Here is a 17,485-nt window from a genome sequence, read left to right on the forward strand (position 1 = left end):
TGTGCTCGGTATGAACGCTGCGATGATGGAAGACTATCTGAAGTTCATCGCTAACCGTCGCCTGTCGCAGATTGGGTTGAAGGAAGAGTATCCGGGGACGACCAACCCGTTCCCGTGGATGAGTGAAATCATGGATTTGAAGAAAGAGAAAAACTTCTTCGAAACCCGTGTGATCGAGTATCAGACCGGCGGTGCGCTGAGCTGGGATTGATTAAAAAACGGCCCCTTTCTGGGGCCGTGTTGTTTCACTTGTCGATGTTTTTTATGCCCAATCAAACCATCAAGACCCCCTGCGTCGGCCTGTGCTCCACCGTTTACGGCGACCTGGTCTGCCGAGGCTGCAAGCGTTATCACCATGAAGTGATCCAGTGGAATGGCTACAACGCCGAGGAAAAGCAGGCGGTATGGCTGCGCCTTGAGCAATTGCTGGTGCAGGTGATGGCCAGCAAGCTGGAAGTGTTCGACCCGCAGCGCCTGCGCCAGCAACTGGAAGATCGCAAGATTCGCTTTATGCCGCACCAGTCGCCGTATTGCTGGGCGTACCAGCTGATTGCCCGGGGCGCGCGGGTGATTTCCAGGCTGGACGCCTATGGCTTGGCGTTGTTGCCGGAGTTTCGCGAACGCAGCCTGGCGGATTTGCGCGATGCCATTGACCGGGAGTTTTTCCTGCTGTCCGAGGCGCATTACGAGCGGTATATCGCCCCGGGGTTTATACGCGAAGTGTTCGGTCAGCCCCTCATCGCCAGCAGCATGTGACCGTCGTAGCAGCTGCCGAGCTGCCAGCGAGGCTGCGTCAGGCGCGCTGCCGATTCAAGCTCGAGTCGCGGCCTACGCAGCCTCGCCGGGGCTCGACAGCTACGGATTTACGCGGTGTTGTATCTACGGGGGGAATCAGCAGGTCCAGGAAGCTGCGCGATCCACCTGCAAGCCATACCGCTCAATCGCCTGCTGGCACACCTGCCGCTCAAGACTGCCCTGCTCCACCAACGCGGTAAGCGCCGCCAGCACGATGTGATGCCGATCCACCTCAAAGAAATCCCGCAGCGCCGCCCGTGTATCACTGCGACCAAACCCGTCGGTGCCGAGCACGGTGTAGCTGGAGTCCAGATAGGACGCAATCATCTGCGGTACTGCGCGTACGTAGTCGGACACGGCAACCACTGGCGCACCTGCCGGCAAGCAGTCATTCAGGTGACTGACGCGCTTGCCGGCCTGCGGATGCAGGCGGTTCCAGCGTTCCACTTCCCGCGCCTCCCGTGCCAGTTCGCTGAAACTGGTGACGCTGTACACCTCGCTCGCCACGTGCCAATCCTCAGCCAGTAACCGCGCGGCGGCCTGGGCTTCACGCAGCAAGGTGCCCGAACCGAGCAGGCGTACCCGGGCGTCGGCGGCGCCTTCCAGGCGATACAGGCCCTTGATGACCGCCGCCTCCACGCCTGCGGGCAGGCTTGGCTGCGGGTAGTTTTCGTTCATCAGGGTCACGTAGTAGAACTCGTCCACATCCTGTTCCAGCATCTGGCGCATGCCGTGGTCGAGGATCACCGCAAATTCACCGGCAAACGCCGGATCGTAGGCGCGGCAGTTGGGCACGGTGGCGGCGGTGAGATGGCTGCTGCCGTCCTGGTGCTGCAAGCCCTCACCGCCGAGTGTGGTGCGCCCGGCCGTGGCACCGAGCAGGAAGCCACGGGCGCGCTGGTCGGCGGCGGCCCAGATCAGGTCGCCGACGCGCTGGAAGCCGAACATCGAGTAATAGATGTAGAACGGCAGCATGCGCAGGCCATGCACCGAGTAACTGGTGGCCGCCGCCACCCAGGAACTGATGGCACTGGCCTCGCTGATGCCTTCTTCAAGAATCTGCCCGTCGGTGGCTTCGCGGTAGCTGAGGATCGAACCGATGTCTTCCGGCTCATAACGCTGGCCGACACTGGAATAGATGCCGATCTGCTTGAACAGGTTGGCCATGCCGAAAGTGCGCGCCTCATCCGCCACGATGGGCACGATGCGCGGCCCGAGCGCCTTGTCCTTGAGCAGGTTGGTCAGCATGCGCACGAAGGCCATGGTGGTGGACATTTCCTTGCCGTCGGCCGCCGTGGCGAAACCGGCGTAACCGCTCACGGGCGGGACGTTCACCGGTGCTGCGGCCTGGCTACGGCTGGGCACATAACCGCCCAGGGCCGTGCGCCGCTGATGCAGGTAGCGCAACTCGAGGCTGTCATCCGTGGGTTTGAAGAAGCTCAGCGACTCGGCCTGTTCATCGCTCAGCGGCAACTGGAAACGGTTGCGGAACGCGAGCAGCGCCTCGCGATCGAGCTTCTTCTGCTGGTGAGTGGTCATCTTGCCCTGCCCGGCCTCGCCCATGCCGAAACCTTTTTTGGTCTGGGCCAGGATCACCGTGGGCTTGCCCTTGACCCGGCGAGCCGCGTGATAGGCGGCATGGATCTTGACCATGTCGTGGCCGCCACGCTTGAGGCGGTCGATCTGCTCATCGCTCATGCCCTTGACCAAGCTGGCCAGCGCCGCGCTCTGGCCGAAGAAGTGTTCGCGGTTGTAGGCCCCGTCCTTGGCGGCGAAGGTCTGGAATTGACCGTCCATGGTGCTCGACAACGTGTTGACCAGGGAACCGTCGGCATCCTTGGCAAGCAAGGCGTCCCAGTCCGACCCCCAGACCAGCTTGATCACATTCCACCCTGCCCCCGCGAACAACGCCTCCAGCTCGTCGATGATCCGCCCGTTGCCACGCACCGGGCCGTCGAGGCGTTGCAGGTTGCAGTTAACCACCCAGGTCAGGTTGTCGAGGCCTTCGCGCGCGGCCAGGGTCAGGGCCGACATGCTTTCCGGCTCGTCCATTTCGCCGTCGCCGAAGACACCCCACACGTGACGCTCGGCGGTGTCCTGCAGGCCGCGATGCTGCAGATAGCGCATGAAGCGCGCCTGGAAGATCGAACTGATGGGGCCAATGCCCATGGAACCGGTGGGGAACTGCCAGAAGTCCGGCATCAACCACGGGTGCGGGTAGCTGCACAGCCCACGCGCTCCGGCCTTGGCGCCACCGAGTTCCTGGCGATAGTGGGCCAGGTCGTCCGCGCTCAAGCGCCCTTCAAGGAAGGCGCGCGCATAAATGCCGGGGGCCGAATGGGGCTGGTAGAACACCAGGTCGCCGCCAAAGTCGTGATTGCGGGCGCGGAAAAAGTGATTGAAACCCACCTCGAACAAATCCGCCGCACTGGCGTAACTGGCGATATGGCCACCGAGTTCGCCATAGGCCTGGTTGGCCCGCACCACCATGGCCAGGGCGTTCCAGCGTACCAGTGAGGCCAGGCGTTCTTCGGTGGCCAGGTCGCCGGGAAACGCCGGTTGCTGCTCGACGCTGATGCTATTGATGTAGGGCGTACCGTGGCGGGGTTTCCAGTCGATGTGCGGGGCGCTGGCGTCGCGGGCCAGCAGGTCGAGGATCTGCCGTGCGCGCTCAGGCCCGGCATTGGCTACCAGCGACGCCAGCGCGTCGCGCCATTCGTCGAGCTCTGGTTGATCCAGGGCTGTGTGATTCACTGCACTCGCGAAACCGTTCATGGGCACCTCCGGGCTTTTTTTCCAGTTTATGTCGGTGCTGGAGGATTTTTTGCCTGTTATCAGGCGCGGTTTACAGAATTTTGAGCATGAATCACTGCCCATGGGCTTTTTCCCAGCACGTTGTGCTCAAACAACCAGAAACCTCACCAGTGTGTTTAAAATGCCGCCCGCTCAATGACTGACGCTCAACGATGAACCCAGACGCACTCGCTACCCTGCACGCCCACCTGCTCACCGCCCTGGCCAACCCGCCGGCTGAAACACGGCGCCTGTTCCATGGCCGTGGCCGCTGCTGGCCGGGCCTGGAGCAATTGACCGTGGACTGGCTGCAAGGCGTGGTGCTGGTCGCGCTGTTCAAAGAGCCCGAAGCGCCCCACCTGGAGGGGTTGAAACAGCTGTTGATCGACTTCGACTGGGCCCAATCCGGCGCCCACAGCGTGGCGCTGCAACACCGCTACCTGCCGCAAAGCACCACGGAATGGCTGGTGGGCGCAGCCATCGACGAGCTGACCATCACCGAAGGCGGCCTGCGTTACCTGATCGACCTTGGCAAAAAGCAGAACAGCGGGCTGTTCCTCGACATGCGCTACGGCCGCAACTGGGTGCGCGAACAGGCCAAGGGCCAGCGGGTGCTCAACCTGTTTGCCTACACATGCGGCTTCTCGGTCGCGGCCATCGAGGGCGGCGCCAGCCACGTGGTGAACCTGGACATGGCCCGTGGCGCCCTGAGCCGTGGTCGCGATAACCACCGCCTCAACGGTCATGACCTGAGCAAGGTCACCTTCCTCGGCCACGACCTGTTCAAATCCTGGGCCAAGGTCACCCACAGCGGCCCCTACGACCTGGTGATCATCGACCCGCCGTCCTTCCAGAAAGGCAGCTTCCTGCTGACCAAGGACTACCAGCGCGTACTGCGTCGCCTGCCGGATTTGCTCACGGCCCAGGGCACTGTCCTGGCGTGCATGAACGACCCGGCCTTCGGCGAAGACTTCCTGATCGACGGCGTCACCCGCGAAGCACCGGGCCTGCGCTTTATTGAACGGCTGGAAAACCCGCCGGAATTTCCGGATATCGACGCGCAAAGTGGCCTCAAGGCGCTGGTGTTTCGCCAAGGCTGATGCCGAAACGTCCTACGCTTGCTACGCTATGGGATGCGCCGGGCGGTGAACCTTATGACCCCCTTCCCGGTCGATACCTGCATTCCCCGGCCAGACTCGACAGCGTCACGTTGTCGGCTGCCCCGTTTCACCTTTTGGAGAACCGCCCGTGATATCGACCCTGCATGTAGCCAGAATCAAAGCCTGGGGCGCCCACGGCTTTACCGCCACCGGTGTGGTATTGGCCTTCCTGGCCACCCTGGCGCTGCTGGAAAACTCACCCAAGGCCTGCCTGCTCTGGCTGGGCCTGGCCCTGGTAGTAGACGGCGTGGATGGTTCCCTGGCGCGACGGGTGAATGTCAGCACGGTATTGCCCAGCTTTGACGGCTCGGTACTGGACCTGGTGATCGATTACCTCACCTATGTGTTTATTCCGGCACTGTTTATCTACCGCTATATCGACCTGCCGGACTTTACCCACCTGTTCACGGTGTCGGTGATCCTGGTTTCATCGCTGTTCTGCTTCTGCAACGTGAACATGAAGAGCAAGGACAACTACTTCGTCGGCTTTCCCGCCGCCTGGAACGTGGTGGCCTTGTGCGTATACATCATCCAGCCGGACGCCTGGGTCACCTTGCTGACCGTGATCGGCCTGGCCCTGCTGACCGTGACGCCGATGAAGTTCCTGCACCCGTTCCGGGTCAAGCGCTTCATGCCGATCAATATCGCAGTGACCACCATCTGGTTGCTGTGCAGCTTTTTGATGGTGGTGGATTATCCCAACACCAACCCGTGGACGTTTGGGTTGTGGTCGGTGATGTCCGCGTATTTCCTCGGGATCTGCGTGTGGCGCACGGCGCTGGAGTGGATGGGGACTCACAAATAGGCAACTGACACACCGTGGGCAAAATGTGGGAGGGGGCTTGCTCCCGATGGCGGCCTGACAGCCGACCAGGATGTTGGCGTGGAATGAGTACATATCCGTTGCTGCGGTAACGGCCGCCTATGGTTACGCCCTTACGGCTTGTCACTTTTGGAAAAGCGCCAAAAGTAACCAAAAACGCTTCGCCCCACCACTCGGCACCTCGCCCAGGCTCGGTGTGCCCGTAATCCGACAGTGATGTGGGGGGCCGCCGCCCCGCGCCATCCATGGCGCGGGGCGGCTAAACCGGCATCCCTGCCGGTTTACCCCCCAAATCACTATCGGATTCCGGCCAGCGTGGTTAACGGGGCGCCTGAGATCAAGATCAAGATCTAAAGCAAGATCAAGAGCGGCTCGCTTCGCATCTGTAAGCGCGCATCGGTTTTGGCACCACTTGACGCATCACTTGGCACCAGCGGCGCCTGCCAGAACCATCAAACTTTAGCGGAATATTTGGCACTTAATAGCCGGGCGCCTTCCCTATCGCCCGCCAGTGGATCGTTGCCCCGAAGTTCATCGTGTCGTTAAACAGTCTGAACTGCGTGTTGCTGATCGCGTAAGCGCCAGCAGAGTTGGCATCTCCGTCCTCAGAATTAGGAGTGATTTTGTTACCAAAGCAGTTGTAGACCTCTGCGAAGGGTGTCGGAAAGTCTATTGGGCCACTTATGCCATCACCTCCAACACTCCCTTGCCCCCACTGTTCCAAAAGCCCTGTGGCGTGGTCCAGACGCCATCCATTCACCCCCATCAACGCCGTGTTTTTGTCTTGCTTGTGAGACAGCAGCTCGTCGACCTGAGCCTCTGTGTAAGCGTCCTCGATGCCGTAACCAGCAAGGCTTACAGCCTTTGCGGCCTTCGTTGCGAGGATGTTCGTCATCGTCGTAGCAAAGTTCGGATCATCGCCTAAAGCGGTGGCAAGCTCCCTCAATGTGTCCAGGGTGCCCGGCGAAGAGTCGACCAGGGCGGCAATTGCAGCCTGGACGAACGCGGCATTCGCGATCTGCTTGGTGTTCGCCCCAGGTGCGGGGGTTGGTGCTTCCGGTATACCGGTCAGTTTTGGCGAGTTAACCGGTGCTTTGAGCAGTAGCAGTTCGTCGGTCTCAGGCTTGGTGTAGTAGTTCAAGACGAGCTGCCGGACTGCCTTGAGCAGTTGGGTATTATCTTCAGCATTCAGGTTTGGTAGGTAAGCCAGAATGAAGTTGCACAGCTCTTCCTGGATGATGTTCAGCCACTCGGCCTTTACCGGAGTGGGCGGCACACCACCGGCTTCAGTTCCATAGCGGAACAGGCCTGCGGCGGTGCATAAATCGGTAAACGCTGAGATTCTTTCCATTTCATTGTCCGGTGGCTACACAGAGTGGCAGAGGCATTGCGAAAGCGGCCTACGGAAAAGCTGATGCTGCTGTGAACGTGTCATCGGCAAACCGCCCACCCGCGCCGAATGCTGCACTCCACAACGCTTCATCCAGCGCCTCGACCTGGGCGTATGTACGGCCCGACACCGTGAGGTCTTCACAATAGGCGCGATAAAAGATGTCCGACGGACACTGGTTGACCAACGCGCCACCCGAGCCGATGTTGCCGAATACCATCGCTGATGCGGCCGCCGAAACGGTGTCAGCGGCCCCCGCCTGAGCAGTCATGGCACAGAACCGGTTCGCCACAGAGTTGATTCCCCCGACGATCTTGCTACTGCCTGCCACCTTCGAGGTCGGGCCGGTGGATGCGAAGTAGCCCAGGTAACTGCCACCGGTACCGATCTCCATGAAGCGGTGGCCAGCTAAGGACGCACGGGTGCGTCGTGCCCACACTGAGATGTAGAACAGGTGGGTCTTGTTGGCGATCATGTAATCGCGGATCGAGGTGGCCAGGTTGATTTGGGCGCCTCGGCTGTTGTTGCTGTTGTTCACCTGGCTATAAATGCCCTGGAGACCCTTTTTACTCGTGCGCTCAAACAACGCGTCTGCAGCCTGCGAGTTATTAAGAAACGAGCCCGCCAGCGATGCGGCCGAGCCGCCTCCCAAGATTACGGCTGCCTCCGCATAGGCGATGTTGGGAATAGGAGTGCCGGTGATCGGTACGCCGGTGACCTGGCCTAGGCTGTGGCCCAGGTCAAACAGGTAGAGCGAACCCGCACTTAGCACCCCGTCAGCACGCAGAATAGGGAGCGTTGTATCGGTAAAGGTGACGCCTTCCAGTACTGTTTTTTGCCCGGCCATTACCAGGACCTCCGGTTGATTTCATAGGCGATACGACGGGCGATATGCCCATTGCTGATGGTGGTGTTGTGAATGATGTCTAGCCGCAGAGAACGGGGAACAACCCCCTTGGCCACGTCATCTAGATCGTCGGCGCTGCCGTTGTTGAACTGCATCAGCCATTCGCGGATTTTGATTACACGGTCGCCATACTCGGTGGTCGCCCAGTCCTCCAGTGCCACGCAGTTGTTATAGGTGCTGGTACCTACACCCTCACCAGTGGAGGCACCGGGTGTTGGATTGCCTCCGAGCGGTGGTGTGATGATCAGATAGCGCTTCTCGGCGGTTTTCTGCACGCTGACCATGGCGCGGATGTCGGACTTGATTTGCTCGATGTTGTCGAGGTTGTTGCGGCCCATCCAGATGATCTGGGTATAGAAGCCTTCACCAGGTACATCGGGCACGAAAGGTGACCTGGGCGAGCTGTATCGGGCCTCTCCGGCCGCATCCCTGGTGAACGTGTAAGCGTCTGATTCGTCGCCTGCCTCGCTGTGCTCGCAGGTCAGCGTGCCGTGGATGCCGCCTAACGTACCTTTCAGCGTGAAGGTTCCCGAGTTGGTTGCGGGGGTAGACAGTGGCAAGGTGCTCAAGGCGGTGACAGCCACCGAACCCGATGCCGGGATCTGGTTGCCCGTTACGGTCAGCAATGCACAACCGGCACCGAAACGTGCGGCAATCTGGCGGGAGGTTTGCCCGCCAATCCCGCCGTTGACGATTGTCCGCGCACTGATCAGTGGCGCCAGTTGCTCGCGCCAAGTGACCTGGCTGCTGTTTGCTGTCAGAGAGTCCCCCACGCACAGCAGGTCGACCAGCGGCTTGAGATACTCGATACCCGTCACATCAGGAATGTGTAAATCAAAGTTACCAACGGTTTTTCCGGCGGTGGTGATGCCCAAAGCGATGCGACCTACTGAATCGACGACAGCCCAGACGTAGCCGGATTCAGGACTCAGTTGAACGGCAATGTAGCCAGATAGATCGGCCCCCAGAGCCGCACGGAGAACCGCGCCAGTGCCGAGTAAAAACTTCCCAGTGACAGTGCCGTCGAGGCGTAGAGCCAGGCCTATTCGCCCCTGGGTGTCGGTCACCGCCCAGACATACCCCGTCTCAGGGTCGAGGGCTTTCGCAATGAACCCATCTAGGTCGAGGTTCAGGGTTGTTCGATTAACCGTGCCGTCCCTGAGTACGAACTTACCAACCATCGAACCGTCAATTTTGCAGCCCAACGCCATCCGACCGGCAGAATCGACTAACGCCCACACGTAACCCGACTCGACGCCCAGGCGGATAAATCTCAACTCCAGCTCGCTGAACGTGCCGCTTTCCACCGCTGCTGTTCGTGTACCCAGTTCAGAGACAGCCCCTAAGGACGGATCGTCAGACACATGCCGAGCCTCGGCCGCGCTGACGCGCACGTAGAGGCTACGAGACATCGCTGCCGAGGTAGGTTCTACATAGAAAGATTGGCCGTTCGCTGTTGCAGCTAAGCCAAGAGCAACTGTGGCATATACCTTGCCATCCGCCATTTGCGCGCTGAGGTCAGCTACCGCGTCTGGCATCGCCTCTTGATAGAGTCGGGCCTGCTTGGCAAAGGTCGGCACTGGGCCTGATTCCGTCAGCACATCCGTCTGTGCATCACCATTTAAGATTTTGCGCTGCAGCTCCGAGGCGGCTTGAGCTTTTGCAGCGGCCTCTGAAAGTTCGCCAGCATAGGAAGCCAGTGCCTCAATGCTTGTTTGATCAGCCATTGGATGTACTCATGTTGAGAGGCAGAACGTAATTCACCGCGTTGAAAATCTGGTCGGCCGCTTTGGTCACGACATCGACTACCTCATCGCCATATCCAAAAATCACATCGGTGTTACCTGGTCGACGCGTAGTGATTTGCGCCTCCATGGCGACACTTTGATAGGCGGTGAGTGGAGCCTCCACGCGCCAGGTAAATGGCCAGTCACCCGAATAAATTGGATCGCCGGCATTCAGCAGTCCGACCACAGGAACCCTGAACATCACCACGTCCGCCTCAACACCGTAGAGCGCGGCCAGGCGGATGAAATAGGGGATGGATTGACCGCCCAGATCCGCCATAGCGGCCTCGACCGCCTGTACTCGATCATCCATCGTGGCGCCGTCAGCCGGTGTGAGGTTGTAAACACGCTCCCAGTCGGTGATGTAGTCACCGGCCGAGGCCGGAAAAATAGCGCTCCCAACCGCTTCCAGTTCTGTCAGTGCATCGCCCAGGGCATCACTTTCGGCGGTCAGCTGCGCCATCAACACTTTGCCATTCGGGTCATATGCGACAGGCGGAAGTAATGCCTGAAGCTGCTCGATCAGTACTTCGCTCATGTCATCGGCTCTAGAGTGACGGTACCCAGACGAACCCAACGGACCATTGACGGGTCTTCGGAGGCAGAGATATTGGCCGCTGGCGTTACCAGGTCGAAGTCAACAACGCCCGCGAGACTGCTAACGGCGGCGGTAAGACGGATGCGGTAAAGAGTTTCAAGCGGGAGCAATGGATCAATGACGCCGGCAGCGGCAGATTCAACCGGGCTTTGCAGGTTGGCCAGCGTATACCCGCTATCTAGTGCCAAACGTAGTGCCAAATTGACCGTCAATACGGCTGGGGTGAATACCCAAATATCCGCGCCGGCCGGTGCTACCGACTCAAGGTAGGCCTGGCAGGCGGCGATAATGACAGCCGACGAAGGGCCACCCGCAGAAGTGATGACAACGTCAATGGCGTTACCACCCCGTCGCTTGGGGATCACCAGGACCGTTGACACGCCATCCACGGACAATGCCCAACGCCGATAGTCCGCTAGGTTTCCACCGCTGGGTGGGTTGCGCAGCACATCCAGGTAACGAGCTAACAGACTCTCTTGCTTTTCGTCGTCGGTTCCACCCTTGAGCGCGGACAAGGAGCAGGCGCTGTTGATACCTAATGGCGGGCTGGTCAACGTTGCTGGCCCCTCCAGCCCGTTAAGCGCTGAGCCCGTAGCTGTCGTTGTCACCGGCGCGTCCGCAGTGCCGGCAACTCCGAGGGTGACAGCAGCGGTGGTGGTCAGCACTGTGCCGCTGGCGGTATGACGAATCTGTGATGAAGCAGGCAAGGTCTTCCCGGCCGTGCCGACCACGGCAACGGTGCTGTCAGCAGCGGTGGCGGACTTGGGGTACACACCACGGGTAGACGCATGTTTCTTGAGTTCGTCAAAGTCAGCGCTGTCGGGGAAAATTTGCCGGGCAGTCCAGGATCCCTGTTGGTGAATGCCTTCGGCGACCGCCGCCACGGAACTGATGCGCACGTAATTGTCGCTGTCGCTGCCAATATCGGCGTCAGGCAAGAGCGAACGGATCTCGCGCAGGCCGCGCGTGCGAATGGTTTCAAATGAGGGGGCGTCGTACGCCATCAGATCACTCTCACGGAATGTTCAAAGGTCTGTCTACCGGCCGGAGCGGTGACCTCGATCAGCAAGCGTAACCAGCCGTCGTGCAATTGCTCGACAGTGATCTCAATAGCTGTGGCTCGCCCATCGTCTATCAAACCCTGCAGCGCTTCCTGGGCGTACTGTTTGGCAAGGCGACCGACACGAGCCTTGTCCTTTTCGCGGCGCAGCTCATGCAGTCGCGAGCCCAATGATGGATCAGCCCAGTAACTGCCCAACGGAGTCATAAGGCGCAGGTATACAGCGTTTGCCAGCGTCGAAATGCGCTGGCCTGTCAAATCACCTGAGGTTGGGTTTATGCCTGCGTCCATAGGGCAGTAGATTGCCTCCCGTGCGCGCGCAACGCAGTTTCAGCTCGACGAATTATCGCTATTGCCAATGCCATCACTGCTGCTGAGTGGGTGTTGGGCTATTGCCGTGCTGGTGTCCGTTATAGATCTCGCGGTCGGCCTGCATGCTTCGGGTATGGTCGATGATCTCGCCTGCAGACAGGATGTTTCCATCCGCCTGGACTTCGCCAGTAGTCTCAATACGTGGCGTTTCAAACCGCACCTTAGTACCGGCTTTGACCAGAAGTGTCTGGGTTTCAACTTCGATCACGCGGCCGCGCTTGAGGTGCACGTGGTCGCCTTCGTCCGAGTAAAGTGCGACCTCTCCACCAAGCACCTTCAAACGATAACGGCCATCCTCTGTCGCGATGACAACCGTGTGATTACTGTTGCCACCAACAGGAATGGCGATGTATTCCGCCCCCGGCAAAGGGGCCGAGGTGAAGCCGTAGTGCTGGAACAATTCGCCGGAAACAGACTCGCCGGCCAGACCCTGCATCTCAACACCGGTTATCGCGCTCTGGGTATCGCCGACAGCCACAGCGCGAAACGCTTGCCGGAAATTTCGCCGTTCACTCGCCGCCTGAGTTTTCATCAACCGCGCCAAACTTCTCATTCAGATCCCCCGGTTAGAGCCCGCGAATGTATTCGATGAAAGCGGCATCGGGGTTTGCCTTACCCTTATGTTTCTTGACAGGATTACCGTCCAGCACCCACATTTTGTCTTCACGAAACCGCAGCTCGGTAATTGCACCCTCAGTGCGGCTCAGCCGCAGTGTTCTCGCCATTAGAAAGTAGATGCCATCCAGTTCATGTGGCTCACTGCGGATGATGACGCGCTGACCTGGCGTCCACACACGGCCGTTTCCCGTGCGATGTCCTGCAACAATGGCGCGAGCCTCGAACCCTTCCAGACGGCTGTCTGCCAATAGCTTGCGGGCACGAGTGGTGGCCATGTCCTGGTTTTCACTGGAACTGTCGATGACCACTTTGGGACGAAAGATGCCACGGCGAGTCAGGGTTTCGTCCTGGATCACTGAGCGAAGGTGGGACCGTGTGGTATCCAGCCCATCGTTGGCATATTGACCGTGCTGGCCCAGGACAGTGATCTGGCTATAACGTCCGGCAATAGATCGATGAACAGACAAACGCTCCATATTGTTGCCCTGGCCATCCTCTCGCATTACCAGGGTCGCAACAGGAGCCGAGGTGTAGTCAGGACCACCGACGACCAATAAACCGTCAGGCTCAACCCATGGCCACAGACCGTTCGCCTCGGCCACCTGCAGGAGGGCCTCCCAGGCGGACTGGCCTGGCTCGATTTGGATACGACGACGAATCTTGGCGTTTTCAGCCCGGATCTCGACACGGGTAATGCCCAACGGCTTTACAACCTCTTTCACGATGTCCGCCAGGGAGGCTTCGCGCATGGCAACGAAGGGCGTAGAGCAATCGACCAGACCGGCAGCCTTGTCTCGTCCGACCACCCGAATGAAGATGCCCCGGCGCGAGACATCATGTTCAAAGTCATCGACTTGCCCTGTCAGAACCCGGTCCTTACCCAGCGTGAGTTCACAACTCGCGCCCTCGACCAATACCTTGGGCAACTTGATGGTGTCGCGCGTGAACAACTCCAGCTCGAACCCATCAGAGGGCGTCAGCAAGTCGGACTCGACTGACCAGCCATTCCAGGTTTCGTGCGAGAGACCGCCAATGGAAAGGCGTATGGACGCTTCAGTTTGCATAAGCTCTCATCACTGTGCCTGCCGCGATGCCATAGGGCGTGCGCAATGTTGGGTTGAGGCGCAGCAGCTCAAGCGCACGCGAGTTGTCGCCGTACCAGCGGTGAGCCAGTAAGCGCAGACTGGAGGTACTTTCCACCGTCCGGCTGAGCAGCGGTGGCCTTTGTAGAATCACCTGGCGCGCCCTGACCTGGATCAACGCCGCGATAGTACGAAGGTCTTCGATGACCGGGAGTGCTGTTTCAATATCATAGAGTCGGCGATGCAGCAGAATGGCTGCCTGGATCAAACTACGTACCAGGTTAACCAGGCGCTCCAGCTCCTCTGGGCTCAAGGTCAGATCATCCGCCTCGGCCTCGATCACCACGCCGATGGCCTGCGCGTTGGCCAACGCCAATTCGGTGATCACCAGTACGACCAGGGCATAACCTAAGGCCTCCACGGGATCTGCCGGCATGGCATCGGGCACCGAGCTTTCTAACGGTTCCTCACCTTGGCGCGCTGTTACCAATAAGACTGTGGCCATGCGCCCGACATCGGGTGGCAATGAAGTGGTACCGGGCATACTCGACGGTACGCTCGACCGACTGAGTAGTTCAGCCGAAGTACTCGGCGTACTGCTTTGAATAGCGGCTCGAATTTCAGTGGGTGTGCGACCCAGATCGAGCAGTGGATCGAAAGCCGAGGAAGTGTTCCCCGCCATCGACGCAACGCCGGAGACAACGCCCAGGATTTGCGAGCGCATCTGCTGCAATCGTAAGGTGATGCCGGGCAGACCCAAGGCTTTTTCGATTAGTCCCGTCCATCCACCGCCGATCCAGGACTGTACCTCAGACACCAACGAGTCCAGGCGGCCAAACAGATCGAGCACACCATCTTGCCAATTGGCGCTGTCTTCAATGTCGAGAGTGCCCACGTCGACGAACTCAAACTGGCGGGCGAAAAATGGCTGGCCAGGTGTGTGTTCCAGGAACTTAAGCGCGACTTCAGCGTAGTCCGGCCTGCTGGCTTGGTGGCTAACTTTGTAACCGCCACTTACAACCGTAACGCTGCCGTAGACCGGATGGATCAGCTCCCCCGGTCCACGGGTATCCAGCACCCTGAGCAACGCTTGCAACTGCAGCAGGTAGTTGACACCGTTGAACACGGCCCGCACGTCGAACTGGCGCGCTCCTCGCCCCAGATCCTCGACATCATCACCATCTACGTAAGGAACACCGTGGGTTCCCAGCGCACGTGCGGCCTCCAGATCTTCGTCCATGACCTCGATGGCGACGCCCTTGTATGAGCAGTCGAGCAGGTCCTCCGCCCAGGTCATTGCCCGCGCCTCACCTGGATGTCAGCGCGGCGCTCAACTTCAGCCTGGATATAGTGCGAATCCGTTCGCAGCTCAATGACCAACGGCTTATCGAGTAGCTGGCTGAGCCGTTCAGCGGCCGCAATCGTGCCCATGCCCGCGTCAATCGCTCGGCCAGCCACGCCAGAGGCCCAATTGTTGGCGCTATCGACTGAGCCGCCAGCAGCGGTCAATCCAGTATCTTGTTGCGCCAATCGACGTGCCTGGGTCGAGGCCCAGTCAGAGGTCTGGTTGGGGTTTTGGTTGAGCAATGAAATTCGGTTGCGGTAAAAGGCTTCCTGATAGGTTCGCTGACCGTCATCGAGCAGCTTGTTCTTGGCCGCTAAAGCCAACCGATCCTCATCGGTATTCTGGCCTGTCGAACCTCCGAGCTGCGTGAACTCATAAGCGAGGGCCAGAGGAGCCAAAAACTTAGGAACTTGTGGCGCGCGGAATCTTCCCTTACCTTTTCCACTTCCCCCACCTATATCAGGCAGATCATTGGCGATACTACCGAAACCTAGCCCAGCCGTAGGCCAGTTAGTTACAAAAACGGAAGTTACGCCGGTTGCTTCCTCCAGTACCTTGCCTACGGCAATATTTTTTAGTGTCTCTGGTCCACCAAGGAACTTATTCATTAAAGCCCCTGCGCCAGCTTTGGCACCACGCCCCGCATAGTAGCCACTCACAGCTGCCGCTGCGCCGCCGAAGAGCAGTTGCTCGCCGGACATGTTTAGATCATCTAATAGATAGCTGCCCAGGTCAGCGAAACCTTTGTTGAGCGGTCTAGCCATACGGTCAATGGCCTGGCCAAGTGTGGCTTTCATACGACTACCAACAGCTGTGGTACTGCCCAGGTTATCGGCAAGGTCTTTCTCAATGACCCCTTTTGCGTTATCAATATCGCCCGTGCTCTTAGCAAAATTCGCCAGACGATCACCAGTGAGAAATGCGTTTACCCCCTTCTGAGTGTCTTGGTCCATCTTGCCGAAAACAACGCCCATGAATCGCGCACGTTGTTTATCGGTGGTCAGTGCCCGGTACTTTTTCTGCAAATCCATAAAGACGTCTTGTGTATTTCTAGTCCCGCCTTTTTTATCGAAAAATTCCACGCCAGTATTTTTGGTAACGTCCTTTCTATAACTGTCGTTGGTGAATGCTCGAAGGGTCGATTGTGCCAATGTGCCGAGTCGATCAGGTTCCAGTTCTATAAGTGATAGCGTTTCAACAAATGAAAGAGACTGGGCCATGGTCATCCCAGCTCGTTTTGCGTCTTGGCCAACCTTCGGAAAAATACTTGATAAGTTCTCTAATTCAGCATTCCCCAATCGACCAGCCACAACCATCTTCTGAAGAATATCGAGCGCCGCATTCGGTTGGGACAGATCAATGTCGAACGCGCTAGCACCAGTGACCAACGCCTTGGCTAAGATTCCCGAATCAGCACCTGTGACTGCTGTGGCCTGGGCGATTGCCCCGGAACTTGCTTTGGCTTTGTCATAAGAAAGGCCGCTCGCAATAAGGGTGTCGAAACCAGTTTGCACTTGCTCTGGCTCAACGCCGTACGTTCTTGCAAGTCGCCAACTTTCGTTGCGCCACTCTTCTCGTTGCGCAACTGTCATGCCCGCTGTCTGTTGAGTACGAATTAACTGTCGGTCTCGCCGGGCGCTTGCGCTGAGGCCTGAGACCACGCCCAAACCGACACCGAACCCAGCCAGTTGCCCTTGGGCTGAGCTACCCAGCCCTTTGAGGCGATTAAATTCAGCACGCGTACTGGCAGCAATCGTCTTTAACATTCGGAGGTTGCGTGCGCCGTTTTGCGCCATACGCCGCATGCTATCGTCCGTACGTTCAACACTTCGGCGCAGTGGTTCAGTCCCCTCGAGGGTAGTGCGTACAAGTTCAGCCTTGACCTCACGCGCTGCCTGGCGACCAATTTGCCCCAATTGCTTGAGTTCGCCCTGAGACTGAATTACACCTTGGCGAAACACGGCTGAGCCCTGAGTAGCAGTATCGCGCATTGCCTGGCGGATGATTTTATAACTGGCGGCACCGGCCTGGCCCGTTTTAGTCAGTGCGCCTGTGGCTTTGGCACTGTCATCGGCGAGCGCTTTGGCACCGTCTTTCCCGGCTTTGCGCAAGTCCCGTTCAAGCGCCTGAATTTCACGACGACTGTTACCCGCATTGGCCTGAATGCGAAGTGCGACGCGCAGATCAGAACTCATCAGGACGACTCCAAGTGATGTGATGGGCAGTGAGAAGGCCCTTTAACGGGCCTTGGATGATGGGGGCTTCCCTTTGTTCTTTTGGCGCTTGCTGATGATTCTTCGGCCTGTTTTTTTGCCCTCAATCAGGCCAATGCGAGCATCGACCTCAGCCTTTGACATACGCCGGATCTCATCTAGGCGGTAGCCTCGCCCGACAAGGGCGTGCTCGATGGCTCTCCAACTGGCGTTGCCGCGCTCAGCGGCGTGAGCTTTTTTTCCAGTTCTAGGTCCGCTTCGCCAATGATGGCCAAGTCGACTTCCGTCAACGCTTCTCGCAACAGCTCGACGGTCAGATGTTCAAGGGGAATTTCTCCCAGGGACAGCAACTGGCGGCGGTAAACTTCCAGCGCAGCCAGTTGAAAAGGTCCGTTGGGATGTATCTCGTTGGCTGCGATCCAGTCACCGGCCATACCTGTGCGAAGAACGAAATTCTTATGCCGGACACCAGCATAGTAAACGCCGTTGCTCAGCTCACGGCTGATGGTCAAACCTTCCCATTTCTTATCAATCTGACTCAC

Annotated in this window: 15 protein-coding genes and 1 pseudogene; 4 read left to right on the forward strand and 12 right to left on the reverse strand. The window is 58.8% G+C overall.

Annotated elements, in window-relative coordinates; translation table 11 throughout:
• Together V3W40_RS26525 and V3W40_RS26530 are read left to right on the forward strand one after the other, a co-directional pair.
• Positions 1–211: pseudogene (locus V3W40_RS26525) on the forward strand (ribonucleotide-diphosphate reductase subunit beta); the annotation flags it as partial.
• Positions 212–264: 53 nt separating this feature from the next.
• Complete coding sequence (locus tag V3W40_RS26530) at positions 265–756, forward strand: DUF1289 domain-containing protein (RefSeq protein ID WP_065948623.1); 492 nt, start codon at positions 265–267, stop codon at positions 754–756.
• A 135-nt stretch (positions 757–891) separates the two neighbouring features.
• Here the strand turns inward: V3W40_RS26530 and mdeB are convergent, their stop codons facing one another.
• The gene (gene mdeB, locus V3W40_RS26535) at positions 892–3,570 is read right to left on the reverse strand and encodes an alpha-ketoglutarate dehydrogenase (RefSeq protein ID WP_330215949.1); all 2,679 of its coding nucleotides are present in this window, start codon (positions 3,568–3,570) and stop codon (positions 892–894) included.
• A gap of 191 nt (positions 3,571–3,761) precedes the next feature.
• Between mdeB and V3W40_RS26540 the strand changes: the two genes are divergently transcribed.
• Together V3W40_RS26540 and pcsA are read left to right on the forward strand one after the other, a co-directional pair.
• Complete coding sequence (locus V3W40_RS26540; RefSeq protein WP_330215950.1) at positions 3,762–4,688, forward strand: class I SAM-dependent methyltransferase; 927 nt, start codon at positions 3,762–3,764, stop codon at positions 4,686–4,688.
• A gap of 148 nt (positions 4,689–4,836) precedes the next feature.
• Positions 4,837–5,553, forward strand: a complete 717-nt coding sequence (gene pcsA, locus V3W40_RS26545; RefSeq protein ID WP_027606368.1) for a phosphatidylcholine synthase — start codon at positions 4,837–4,839, stop codon at positions 5,551–5,553.
• A 496-nt stretch (positions 5,554–6,049) separates the two neighbouring features.
• On the opposite strand, the gene V3W40_RS26550 is transcribed toward pcsA, so the two are convergent.
• The 11 genes from V3W40_RS26550 to V3W40_RS26600 form a co-directional block, all read right to left on the reverse strand.
• Positions 6,050–6,922, reverse strand: coding sequence for a gp53-like domain-containing protein (locus V3W40_RS26550; protein ID WP_330215951.1), 873 nt, complete (start codon positions 6,920–6,922; stop codon positions 6,050–6,052).
• A 49-nt stretch (positions 6,923–6,971) separates the two neighbouring features.
• Positions 6,972–7,808, reverse strand: a complete 837-nt coding sequence (locus V3W40_RS26555; RefSeq protein ID WP_330215952.1) for a hypothetical protein — start codon at positions 7,806–7,808, stop codon at positions 6,972–6,974.
• Positions 7,808–9,595, reverse strand: coding sequence for a hypothetical protein (locus V3W40_RS26560; RefSeq protein WP_330215953.1), 1,788 nt, complete (start codon positions 9,593–9,595; stop codon positions 7,808–7,810). The genes V3W40_RS26555 and V3W40_RS26560 overlap by 1 nt, the downstream gene beginning before the upstream one ends.
• Entirely contained in the window at positions 9,588–10,193 is a 606-nt protein-coding gene (locus V3W40_RS26565) for a putative phage tail protein (RefSeq protein WP_330215954.1), read from the reverse strand. Before V3W40_RS26565 ends, V3W40_RS26560 begins: the two co-directional genes overlap by 8 nt.
• On the reverse strand, positions 10,190–11,257 hold the full coding sequence (locus V3W40_RS26570) for a baseplate J/gp47 family protein (protein WP_330215955.1): 1,068 nt from the start codon (positions 11,255–11,257) through the stop codon (positions 10,190–10,192). Before V3W40_RS26570 ends, V3W40_RS26565 begins: the two co-directional genes overlap by 4 nt.
• Entirely contained in the window at positions 11,257–11,604 is a 348-nt protein-coding gene (locus tag V3W40_RS26575) for a phage GP46 family protein (RefSeq protein ID WP_330215956.1), read from the reverse strand. Before V3W40_RS26575 ends, V3W40_RS26570 begins: the two co-directional genes overlap by 1 nt.
• Before the next feature lie 73 nt (positions 11,605–11,677).
• Positions 11,678–12,217, reverse strand: coding sequence for a phage baseplate assembly protein domain-containing protein (locus tag V3W40_RS26580; RefSeq protein WP_330215957.1), 540 nt, complete (start codon positions 12,215–12,217; stop codon positions 11,678–11,680).
• A gap of 34 nt (positions 12,218–12,251) precedes the next feature.
• A complete protein-coding gene (locus V3W40_RS26585; protein WP_330215958.1) occupies positions 12,252–13,367 on the reverse strand; it encodes a phage baseplate assembly protein in 1,116 nt (371 codons plus the stop codon).
• Positions 13,357–14,682: a DNA circularization protein gene (locus V3W40_RS26590; RefSeq protein ID WP_330215959.1), complete on the reverse strand. Its 1,326-nt coding sequence runs from the start codon at positions 14,680–14,682 to the stop codon at positions 13,357–13,359. The genes V3W40_RS26585 and V3W40_RS26590 overlap by 11 nt, the downstream gene beginning before the upstream one ends.
• Positions 14,679–16,925 carry a phage tail tape measure protein gene (locus V3W40_RS26595; RefSeq protein ID WP_330215960.1) on the reverse strand — a complete coding sequence of 749 codons (2,247 nt, stop codon included), beginning with the start codon at positions 16,923–16,925 and terminating at the stop codon, positions 14,679–14,681. Before V3W40_RS26595 ends, V3W40_RS26590 begins: the two co-directional genes overlap by 4 nt.
• 176 nt (positions 16,926–17,101) lie before the next feature.
• Positions 17,102–17,485 (reverse strand): hypothetical protein, encoded by a 384-nt coding sequence (locus V3W40_RS26600; protein WP_330215961.1) that lies wholly within the window; start codon positions 17,483–17,485, stop codon positions 17,102–17,104.

Origin of the sequence: Pseudomonas sp. AM8, from assembly GCF_036346475.1 — a bacterium.
Classification (GTDB): domain Bacteria; phylum Pseudomonadota; class Gammaproteobacteria; order Pseudomonadales; family Pseudomonadaceae; genus Aquipseudomonas; species Aquipseudomonas marginalis.

What these genes read in the sequence shown, in the direction of transcription:
- V3W40_RS26530 (WP_065948623.1), top strand. Translation starts at nt 265, where the DNA reads ATGCCCAATCAAACCATCAAGACCCCCTGCGTCGGCCTGTGCTCCACC.
- V3W40_RS26595 (WP_330215960.1), bottom strand. Translation starts at nt 16,925, where the DNA reads ATGAGTTCTGATCTGCGCGTCGCACTTCGCATTCAGGCCAATGCGGGT.
- V3W40_RS26575 (WP_330215956.1), bottom strand. Translation starts at nt 11,604, where the DNA reads ATGGACGCAGGCATAAACCCAACCTCAGGTGATTTGACAGGCCAGCGC.
- V3W40_RS26590 (WP_330215959.1), bottom strand. Translation starts at nt 14,682, where the DNA reads ATGACCTGGGCGGAGGACCTGCTCGACTGCTCATACAAGGGCGTCGCC.
- V3W40_RS26565 (WP_330215954.1), bottom strand. Translation starts at nt 10,193, where the DNA reads ATGAGCGAAGTACTGATCGAGCAGCTTCAGGCATTACTTCCGCCTGTC.
- V3W40_RS26555 (WP_330215952.1), bottom strand. Translation starts at nt 7,808, where the DNA reads ATGGCCGGGCAAAAAACAGTACTGGAAGGCGTCACCTTTACCGATACA.
- V3W40_RS26550 (WP_330215951.1), bottom strand. Translation starts at nt 6,922, where the DNA reads ATGGAAAGAATCTCAGCGTTTACCGATTTATGCACCGCCGCAGGCCTG.
- mdeB (WP_330215949.1), bottom strand. Translation starts at nt 3,570, where the DNA reads ATGAACGGTTTCGCGAGTGCAGTGAATCACACAGCCCTGGATCAACCA.
- V3W40_RS26570 (WP_330215955.1), bottom strand. Translation starts at nt 11,257, where the DNA reads ATGGCGTACGACGCCCCCTCATTTGAAACCATTCGCACGCGCGGCCTG.
- V3W40_RS26560 (WP_330215953.1), bottom strand. Translation starts at nt 9,595, where the DNA reads ATGGCTGATCAAACAAGCATTGAGGCACTGGCTTCCTATGCTGGCGAA.
- V3W40_RS26580 (WP_330215957.1), bottom strand. Translation starts at nt 12,217, where the DNA reads ATGAAAACTCAGGCGGCGAGTGAACGGCGAAATTTCCGGCAAGCGTTT.
- V3W40_RS26585 (WP_330215958.1), bottom strand. Translation starts at nt 13,367, where the DNA reads ATGCAAACTGAAGCGTCCATACGCCTTTCCATTGGCGGTCTCTCGCAC.
- V3W40_RS26540 (WP_330215950.1), top strand. Translation starts at nt 3,762, where the DNA reads ATGAACCCAGACGCACTCGCTACCCTGCACGCCCACCTGCTCACCGCC.